The following is a 7,854-nucleotide window of genomic DNA, read 5'->3' on the forward strand; positions in this document are numbered from 1 at the left end:
ATGAACAGCGTGATTCAGGAACTGGAAGCCGAACAGATGAAGTCCGACGTGCCGGACTTTGGTCCGGGCGACACCCTGGTGGTGCAGGTGAAGGTGCGCGAAGGCGAGCGTGAGCGCCTGCAGGCCTTCGAGGGTGTGGTGATCGGCAAGCGCAGCCGTGGCCTCAACTCGGCGTTCACCCTGCGCAAGGTTTCCTACGGCAACGGCGTGGAGCGGACCTTCCAGACACACAGCCCGCAAATCGCCGATATCAAGGTGAAGCGCCGCGGTAAAGTGCGTCGCTCCAAGCTGTACTTCCTGCGGGATCGTACCGGCAAGGCCGCGCGTATCAAGGAAGACATCAAGGCGAACCGGAACGGCGCCTGATGACCGCGGTGGCCGCGCAGCCCCGCTCGCGCCCGCCCGGTTTTCCGTTGTCGGCCGAATCGGCCTTGCGAAGCCAGCGCTGTCTCCTGCCGGGAGTCGCGCTGGCTTTTGCGTGGCTGGAGTCCGACCAGGGACACCTGCTGGCCTGTGGCTGGCAGCGCCCCGACGACGTATACGATCTGTCGCCGTTGCGGGACATCCCCGCGGCTGATCGTTGTTCCCCTGCCTTCGACCCGGCGGACTACGCATCTGACCCGCTGCAATGGCGGGCCACGTCGGCGGTGCCCCCGGGGACCGCGCATGCCCGTCGCGTCTGGTCGGCCCTTTCGGCGATCCCGGTGGGCGAGGTCCGTACCTATGCGCAGATCGCCGCCGAGATTGGGTCGGCCCCGCGTGCTGTGGGGCAGGCCTGCCGGGCCAACCCCTGGCCCCTGTTTATTCCCTGTCATCGGGTCGTGTCCGCGCGCTACCGGGGTGCGCGCGACATTGGCGGCTATGCGGGTGACCAGGACGGCCCGCTGGCCGAGGTGAAGCGAGCCCTGCTCGTCCACGAGGGCGTGCTCCAACTCGATTAGGTCTATCCGTCCGACCATGCGGCGCGCTCGCGCTGCGGGACACTACTTCCTTTCGACCCTTCAATGACTTGCTGGTCGGCATAGCCGGACCTGGCCTTGGTCGACTCCTCGATTCGTCAAAAAATCCATCTTGTAGCGGAATAGAATCGGTGCAATCAACGTCTGCCTGACGGTGTTGAGCCCCGAGAATCCTTGAAAAACAGACTGTTAGAAAAAGCTAATATAGCCTTTTGTGTTGACAGCGCGGACCCCGGTTCAGCACTCTGCTACACAGGTCCGGGCCGTTCCGGCCACGGACCGTATCGAAAAAACCGTGTGATGGAGGTTTCCATGTTCAAGAAAGCATTGCTTGCGTTGCCCGTAGCAATGGCGGTCGGGGTTGCGGGCACCGCTGCCCAGGCCGAATGGCAGGACCCGAACGATGTCCTGCAGAAGCTGCTCGAGGCGCAGCCCGACTCGAAGTACCTGCATCAGAGTGAAATGAACATCATGATGATGCCGGACAACCCCGCCCTGTACCTGCTGGACGATGGCGAAGAGCTGTTCTACAAGGAACGCGGCCCGAACAACGCCTCCTTGGAGTCCTGTGACTTTGGCAAGGGCGAGGGCGTGCTGGAAGGCGCCTATGTCGAACTGCCGCGTTATTTCGAGGACACCGGCAAGGTGATGGACTTCGAAATGCGCCTGGTGCACTGCATGAAGGAAATCCAGGGCTTTACGTCCGATGACTCCGCGGTCTCGCAGCGTCACGGCTCCGGCTCGGACATCATGCGCCTGACCACCTACATCGCTCACCAGTCCTCCGGGTATGCCTGGAATCCGCCGCTGGATCACCCGAAGGAACAGGCGATGCGTGATGCCGGCGAGGTGCTGTTCTTCCGCCGTGGTGGTGCGATGGACTTCAACTGCGCGGCCTGCCATGGGGATTCGGGCAAGCAGATCCGTGCATCCGTGCTGCCGGAAATGCGCAACTCGCAGGAGTGGACCAAGGCGGTCTCCTGGCCGGCCCACCGTGCGGGACAGGACAACGTTCGCAGCCAGAACCACCGTATCCGTGGTTGCATCTGGCAGATGCGTCATGCCGGTATCCTGCCGGATACCCCGGTCAACACCGCGCTGATCTCCTACTGGAATGACGCGGCGCGTGGCGAACCGGCCATCCTGCCCGACCTGAAGCGGTAACTACGGACGCAATAGGAGACATCAAGTATGTTTAATAAAAACACTGTTGCGGCCGGTGTAGCCGCATTTGCATCCGTCGCCCTGGCTGCCGGCTGTGCCGTCGCCGACGGCAACAAGGCGGATGACGTGGATATCACGGCCATGAGCGCCGAGGAACTGGCCGAGCATCTCATCTTCGAGACCGGTAGCTGGCGTGATCAGGAAATGCAGGAAGGCGGTGGCTGGCGCGACCGCATGACCCAGGACGAAATCCAGAAGGCCTGCTCGTTCGACTCCACGCGGAATGACCTGGACGGCGAGGTTGCCGGTCGGGTCGTCGCGCTCGCCCGGGAGCAGTATCAGGCCCCGGAAGGCGACATTGAACTGGGTGACTGGCGCAAGGGTGCCGAGCTGGCGGATTCCGGCTACGGTTACCGCATCGGCCACAACGTCGACGACCACGGTACCCGCGAGGCGGGTGGCAACTGCTACAACTGCCACGTGATGGATTCGAGCGTTTCGGTACAGGGCACCATCGGCCCGAACCTCGAAAACTACGGTGCGCAGCGTGGCGACAGCCAGGAGATCCGTCAGTACGTGCATCAGGTGATCTCCAACCCGCACCAGTACTTCCCCTGCACGCAGATGCCGCGTTTCCAGGGGCTGCTGACCGAAGAGCAGATCAGCCACATCATGGCCTACCTGCTCGATCCGGAGTCCCCGGTTAACAACCGGTAAGTCGCCTCGTGCGACAACTGCCCGGTCCTGTTGGGCCGGGCAGTCAAGAAGCAAAGCAGTAACGGATTGTCACGCCTTGTGCGTGGCAGTCCGCTTCCTTACGAATTTCCGCGGTCGGGCGTTTGCAGATCTGGGCATTGTACCAGTATGCCCGCCGGGCCGCACAGATGGGCTGAACAGGGGCACCGATGGGCCGCGGGCAGCGGCACAGGCTATAGAAACCATCGGTCTTGACGGACGTGAGGGGAGGCTCAGGGATGTTCAATCGTAGAATTCTGACTGCCGCGGTGGTTGTATCGGCCTCGGCGGCACTGGCCGGTTGTGACCAGTTCTTCCAGGACACCTCGGACCGCGAGGTGGATATTACCCAGATGAGCCCCGAGGAGTTGGCCGAGTATCTGGTACTCGAGACCAACAGCTTCCGTCTGGACCAGGATGTCCAGGAAGGGGGTACCGCGCGTGAGCGCATGCAGCAGGATGAAATCCAGGCGCTGTGTTCCCTGGAGGGTTCCCCGAATAGCGAGACCGCCGGACAGGTGGTAGCCGCCGCGCGGGCATCCTACGAGCGTCCCGATGGTGGGGTGCAACTGGGCGACTGGCGTCGGGGTGCCGAGCTGGCCCGCTCGGGGTATGGCTATCGCGTCGGGCACAACAACGATGACCACGGCACGCGCGAGCCAGGCGCCAACTGCTATGCCTGTCACCAGATGGATCCGGCCGAAACCACCTACGGAACGATCGGGCCGAGCCTTGCGAACTACGGACGCGAGCGCGGTACCGATGAGTCGGTCCTGAACTACGTGCACGAGGTTGTAAGCAACCCGCACCAGTATTTCCCTTGCACATACATGCCGCGATTCGGGCGGAATTTCCTGACCGAGGAGCAGATCAGCCACGTGATGGCTTATTTGCTCGATCCGGAATCGCCGGTGAATCAGTAAGCCGTACACACGGTTGCGGGTGGGCCCTTCGGGCTACCCTGCTTGAACCACCGCGGGTCCCTCGTGGTGGTTTTTTTGTATGGAGGGCGGATGATCCGCTATGACCATGCACGCCATGCCGGCAACTTTGCCGATGTCCACAAGCACCTGGTGCTGTGGGTCGTGCTCAAGGCCCTGCAGGAATCTGCCCGCCCCCTCGTGGCCATGGACCTCTATGCAGGCGCCGGACAGTACGACCTGACAGGCGAACTTGCCAGCAGCACGGGGGAATGGGAGCAGGGGATCGGGCGCTTGTGGCGTGTCCGCGGTGACGTCGCGCGGGGCTCGCCTCTGGAGGGCTATATTGCGTCCATCGCGGCGTGGCAGTCGGATCCGGGGCGGTTGCGATCCTACCCCGGCTCGCCCGTGCTGCTACAGGCGGGCCTTAGGGAGCGGGATTCACTGGTCGCCTGTGAACCGCATGCCGACCCTCATGCCGTTCTGCAGCAGACACTTCGCAGCGACGCCCGGTGCCAGGTCCATCAAGTCGACGCCCTCCACGCGGTACGCACTGAGATACCGCCGCGTAGACGTGGTCTGGGGTTGCTCGATCCACCCTACAAGCGACAATACGAGTACATGGAAGTGGTGCGGATCGCGCGGCTGATCCGTGCGCGGTGGCACGACGCGGTGATCATGATCTGGTATCCGGTGATGTCGGCGCGTCTCGACCGCTTCCTGCGGGGAACATTGATTGCGGAAATGAGGAATCCCTGGCTGGTAAGCGAGCTGAGGATGCACCGCGACCCTTCCGCGCATGCTGGCCTGAGCGGTTCCGGTGTCCTGATCCTGAATCCACCCTGCCAGCTGGAAGCGCGCCTCGAGGAAGCTCTGCTGCCAGTGCATACACTCCTGGATCCCGACGGCCTGGGAGGGCTTTACATGGCCGCAGGTCTTGAAAACGTGCCCGGCGACCCCACGTTGCGTGCTGTCAAACCCATTTGAGCGCACGAGAGGACGTACAGGACCATGACGGACACGCAGACCGCATCGGCCGCCCAGGGCCATACCGAGACCCGCCGCTTCGAGACCGAGGTCAGTCAGCTGTTGCAGCTGATGATCCACTCGCTGTATTCCAACCGCGAAATCTTCCTGCGCGAACTGATCTCCAACGGGGCGGATGCCTGCGACAAGCTGCGCTTCGAGGCGCTGGCCCAGCCCGACGCGATCCCGCAGCCAGCCGAGCTGGCGATCGACGTCGAGGTGGACAAGGAGGCCCGGACCGTCACCGTGCGCGACAACGGCATCGGCATGTCGCGCGACGAAGTGATCGAGCACATCGGGACCATTGCGCGGTCCGGCACCAAGGCCTTCCTCGAGAAGCTGACCGGCGATCAGAAGAAGGACTCGCAGCTGATCGGCCAGTTTGGCGTCGGGTTCTACTCCTCGTTCATCGTGGCCGACTCTGTCCGCCTCGAAACCCGTCGCGCGGGGACACCCGAGGACGCCGGCACCCGCTGGGAGTCGCGCGGCGACGGAGAGTACACCCTGAGCGACTGCGAGCGCCCCGAGGCGGGGACCGAGATCACGCTGACGCTGAAGGGGGACGCCGACGAGTTCCTCGAGTCCGTCCGCCTGCGTCACATCATCAGCCGCTATTCCGACCACGTGGCCTTCCCGATCCGCATGCGCAAGGCGGACGACGACGGCAAGCCTACCGACGAGTGGGAGACGGTGAACCGCGCCAGCGCCCTGTGGACCCGGCCGAAGAGCGAGATCAGCGACGACGAGTACCGCGAGTTCTACAAGCACGTCGCGCACGACTTCGAGGACCCGGCCGCCTGGACCCACAACCATGTTGAGGGACGCCAGGAGTACACCACGCTGTTCTACATCCCCAAACGCGCCCCGTTCGACCTGTGGGACCGCGACGCCCGCCACGGCGTCAAGCTCTACGTGAAACGCGTGTTCATCATGGACGACGCCGAGAAACTGCTGCCCAACTACCTGCGTTTCGTGCGCGGGGTGGTGGACTCGGCCGATCTCCCGCTGAACGTCTCGCGCGAGATCCTGCAGGACAATCGCCTGGTGGATTCCATCCGCTCCGGTTCGGTGAAGAAGATCCTCGGCCTGCTGGAGAGCATTGCGAAGAACGAGCCGGAGAAATACGCCGAGATCTGGCAGAACTTTGGCCGCGTGCTGAAGGAGGGTCCGGGCGAGGATTACGCCAACCGCGAACAGATCGCGGGCCTGCTGCGCTTCGCCAGCACGCAAAATGATGACGACACCCAGAACGTCTCGCTGGCCGACTACATCGGCCGGATGAAAGACGGGCAGGATGCGATCTACGTGATCACAGCCGACAACGCCAGCGCGGCGCGCAACAGCCCGCACCTGGAGATCTTCCGCAAGCACGATATCGAGGTGCTGCTGCTGTCCGACCGGGTCGACGAGTGGCTGCTCTCGCACCTGCGCGAGTTCGATGGCAAGCCGATCAAGAATGTCGCCAAGGGTGACCTCGATCTGGACAAGATTATCGGCGAGGAGGCGGCGACAGAGGATGCCGCGGACGACAGCGCGAAGGCCGACCAGGACCTGGGCGACCTGCCGGAGCGTATCCAGACCGCGCTGGGCGAGCGCGTCGACTCCGTGCGCGCCTCGAAGCGCCTGGTCGATTCGCCGGCTTGCATTGTGCTCGGCGAGCACGAGATGGCGCTGTATCTGCAGGAATTGCTGAAGCAGGCCGGGCAGGAGACCTTCTCCAGCAAGCCAGTGCTCGAGATCAACCCGAAACACCCGCTGGTCGAGCGTTTGCGCGCCGCCGAAGGCGACGACTTCAACGATCTGGCTTCGCTGCTGTTCGATCAGTCGCTGCTGGCGGAAGGCGGTCAGCTAGAGGATCCCTCCGGTTTCGTCTCGCGCCTGAACCGTCTACTGCTGCAAAAGGCCTGATCGCGAGACCGGGGAAGGCTGTTGTCCAGCCCCGGAAACCGCCCCGGAAAAGGGTGGACCTGACGCCACGGGGCCATGCGCGTTACCCTGTGCGGTTCATGTATCGAGAGGGCGAAGCCCATGCAAGTTGCACAAAACGCCGTGGTGTCCATCCACTACACCCTGACCAACGACGCTGGCGAGACCATCGACAGCTCCGAAGGCCGCGAGCCGCTCGCCTATCTGCACGGGAACGGCCAGCTGGTTCCGGGTCTCGAGCGCGAACTCGAGGGCAAGGGCGCCGGTGATAAAGTTCAGGCCAAGGTGACGCCGGAAGAGGGCTATGGCGAGAAGATCGAGGCCATGGTGCAGGAGATCCCGCTGGAGGCCTTCCAGGGCGTGGATTCCGTGCAGCCGGGCATGCAGTTCCAGGCACAGACCCAGAACGGCCCGCTGACCGTGACCGTGACCAAGGTCGAGGGTGAGACCGCGACCGTGGACGGTAATCACCCGCTGGCCGGCGAGAACCTTAACTTCGACGTCGAAGTCGTCGAGGTGCGCGAGGCCTCCGCCGAGGAGCTGGAGCATGGCCATGCCCACGGCGTCGGCGGTCACCAGCACTGAGCGCGTCCGCATGCCTCGCCCTGCGCAGGGCGGACCCTCAAGGGCCCCGGACTCCGGGGCCTTTTTTGTGTCCATGCATCATCTTTCCCGGTTTTCGTAAATGGTGTTGCAAACCATTCGCATTCTCTATAGTGTAGCGTCCGTGCGGAACGACGCGCGGAAAAGTGGGGTGCTGGCAGACGGACGTCGGGCGCCGAATAATGCGGTGTCCGGATCACGCCAATGCCTCTCATGAAACCACCTCGTCAAGATCCCGCCCGCCCCCTCGCGCTGGGCCTGGCCGTCAGTGTTGCGCTGCATGCTGCGGTGCTGGGTGGGCTCTGGCTTGTTCGCGACGGCGAAGAGCCCGAGCTGATGGAGTCCGGGGGCGGTGGTGGACTGCAGGCCCACTGGATCGACCTTGACAGCATTCAGCCCGAGGACATGCTCGCTGAAGACTCGGGCGAGCCGGAGCCGGAGCCGGAGCCGGAGCCGGAGCCGGAGCCGGAGCCGGAGCCGGAGCCGGAGCCGGAGCCGGAGCCGGAGCCGGAGCCGGAGCC

8 protein-coding genes and 1 pseudogene are annotated in these 7,854 nt (G+C 63.8%); all 9 read left to right on the plus strand.

What is annotated here, in order from left to right; all coding sequences use genetic code 11:
* Entirely contained in the window at positions 1 to 366 is a 366-nt protein-coding gene (gene rplS / locus F623_RS0103600) for a 50S ribosomal protein L19 (RefSeq protein ID WP_018860666.1), read from the plus strand.
* Positions 366 to 941 (plus strand): methylated-DNA--[protein]-cysteine S-methyltransferase, encoded by a 576-nt coding sequence (locus tag F623_RS0103605; RefSeq protein ID WP_018860665.1) that lies wholly within the window; start codon positions 366 to 368, stop codon positions 939 to 941. The genes rplS and F623_RS0103605 overlap by 1 nt, the downstream gene beginning before the upstream one ends.
* Before the next feature lie 366 nt (positions 942 to 1,307).
* Positions 1,308 to 2,123: a sulfur oxidation c-type cytochrome SoxA gene (gene soxA, locus F623_RS0103610; RefSeq protein WP_018868060.1), complete on the plus strand. Its 816-nt coding sequence runs from the start codon at positions 1,308 to 1,310 to the stop codon at positions 2,121 to 2,123.
* A 27-nt stretch (positions 2,124 to 2,150) separates the two neighbouring features.
* On the plus strand, positions 2,151 to 2,840 hold the full coding sequence (soxX, locus tag F623_RS0103615) for a sulfur oxidation c-type cytochrome SoxX (protein ID WP_018860663.1): 690 nt from the start codon (positions 2,151 to 2,153) through the stop codon (positions 2,838 to 2,840).
* 257 nt (positions 2,841 to 3,097) lie between these two features.
* Positions 3,098 to 3,781 carry a sulfur oxidation c-type cytochrome SoxX gene (gene soxX / locus F623_RS0103620; protein WP_018860662.1) on the plus strand — a complete coding sequence of 228 codons (684 nt, stop codon included), beginning with the start codon at positions 3,098 to 3,100 and terminating at the stop codon, positions 3,779 to 3,781.
* Positions 3,782 to 3,871: 90 nt separating this feature from the next.
* Positions 3,872 to 4,765, plus strand: a complete 894-nt coding sequence (gene rlmJ / locus F623_RS0103625) for a 23S rRNA (adenine(2030)-N(6))-methyltransferase RlmJ (protein WP_018860661.1) — start codon at positions 3,872 to 3,874, stop codon at positions 4,763 to 4,765.
* A gap of 24 nt (positions 4,766 to 4,789) precedes the next feature.
* Complete coding sequence (gene htpG / locus F623_RS0103630) at positions 4,790 to 6,712, plus strand: molecular chaperone HtpG (RefSeq protein ID WP_018860660.1); 1,923 nt, start codon at positions 4,790 to 4,792, stop codon at positions 6,710 to 6,712.
* A gap of 120 nt (positions 6,713 to 6,832) precedes the next feature.
* The gene (locus tag F623_RS0103635; protein ID WP_018860659.1) at positions 6,833 to 7,315 is read left to right on the plus strand and encodes a peptidylprolyl isomerase; all 483 of its coding nucleotides are present in this window, start codon (positions 6,833 to 6,835) and stop codon (positions 7,313 to 7,315) included.
* A 231-nt stretch (positions 7,316 to 7,546) separates the two neighbouring features.
* Positions 7,547 to 7,854, plus strand: a pseudogene (locus tag F623_RS13470) (energy transducer TonB); the annotation flags it as partial.

The organism is Thioalkalivibrio sp. ALD1 (genome assembly GCF_000381245.1).
In the GTDB taxonomy this organism is placed as follows: Bacteria; Pseudomonadota; Gammaproteobacteria; order Ectothiorhodospirales; family Ectothiorhodospiraceae; genus Thioalkalivibrio.

What these genes read in the sequence shown, in the direction of transcription:
- rplS (WP_018860666.1), top strand. Translation starts at nt 1, where the DNA reads ATGAACAGCGTGATTCAGGAACTGGAAGCCGAACAGATGAAGTCCGAC.
- F623_RS0103605 (WP_018860665.1), top strand. Translation starts at nt 366, where the DNA reads ATGACCGCGGTGGCCGCGCAGCCCCGCTCGCGCCCGCCCGGTTTTCCG.
- soxA (WP_018868060.1), top strand. Translation starts at nt 1,308, where the DNA reads ATGGCGGTCGGGGTTGCGGGCACCGCTGCCCAGGCCGAATGGCAGGAC.
- soxX (WP_018860663.1), top strand. Translation starts at nt 2,151, where the DNA reads ATGTTTAATAAAAACACTGTTGCGGCCGGTGTAGCCGCATTTGCATCC.
- soxX (WP_018860662.1), top strand. Translation starts at nt 3,098, where the DNA reads ATGTTCAATCGTAGAATTCTGACTGCCGCGGTGGTTGTATCGGCCTCG.
- rlmJ (WP_018860661.1), top strand. Translation starts at nt 3,872, where the DNA reads ATGATCCGCTATGACCATGCACGCCATGCCGGCAACTTTGCCGATGTC.
- htpG (WP_018860660.1), top strand. Translation starts at nt 4,790, where the DNA reads ATGACGGACACGCAGACCGCATCGGCCGCCCAGGGCCATACCGAGACC.
- F623_RS0103635 (WP_018860659.1), top strand. Translation starts at nt 6,833, where the DNA reads ATGCAAGTTGCACAAAACGCCGTGGTGTCCATCCACTACACCCTGACC.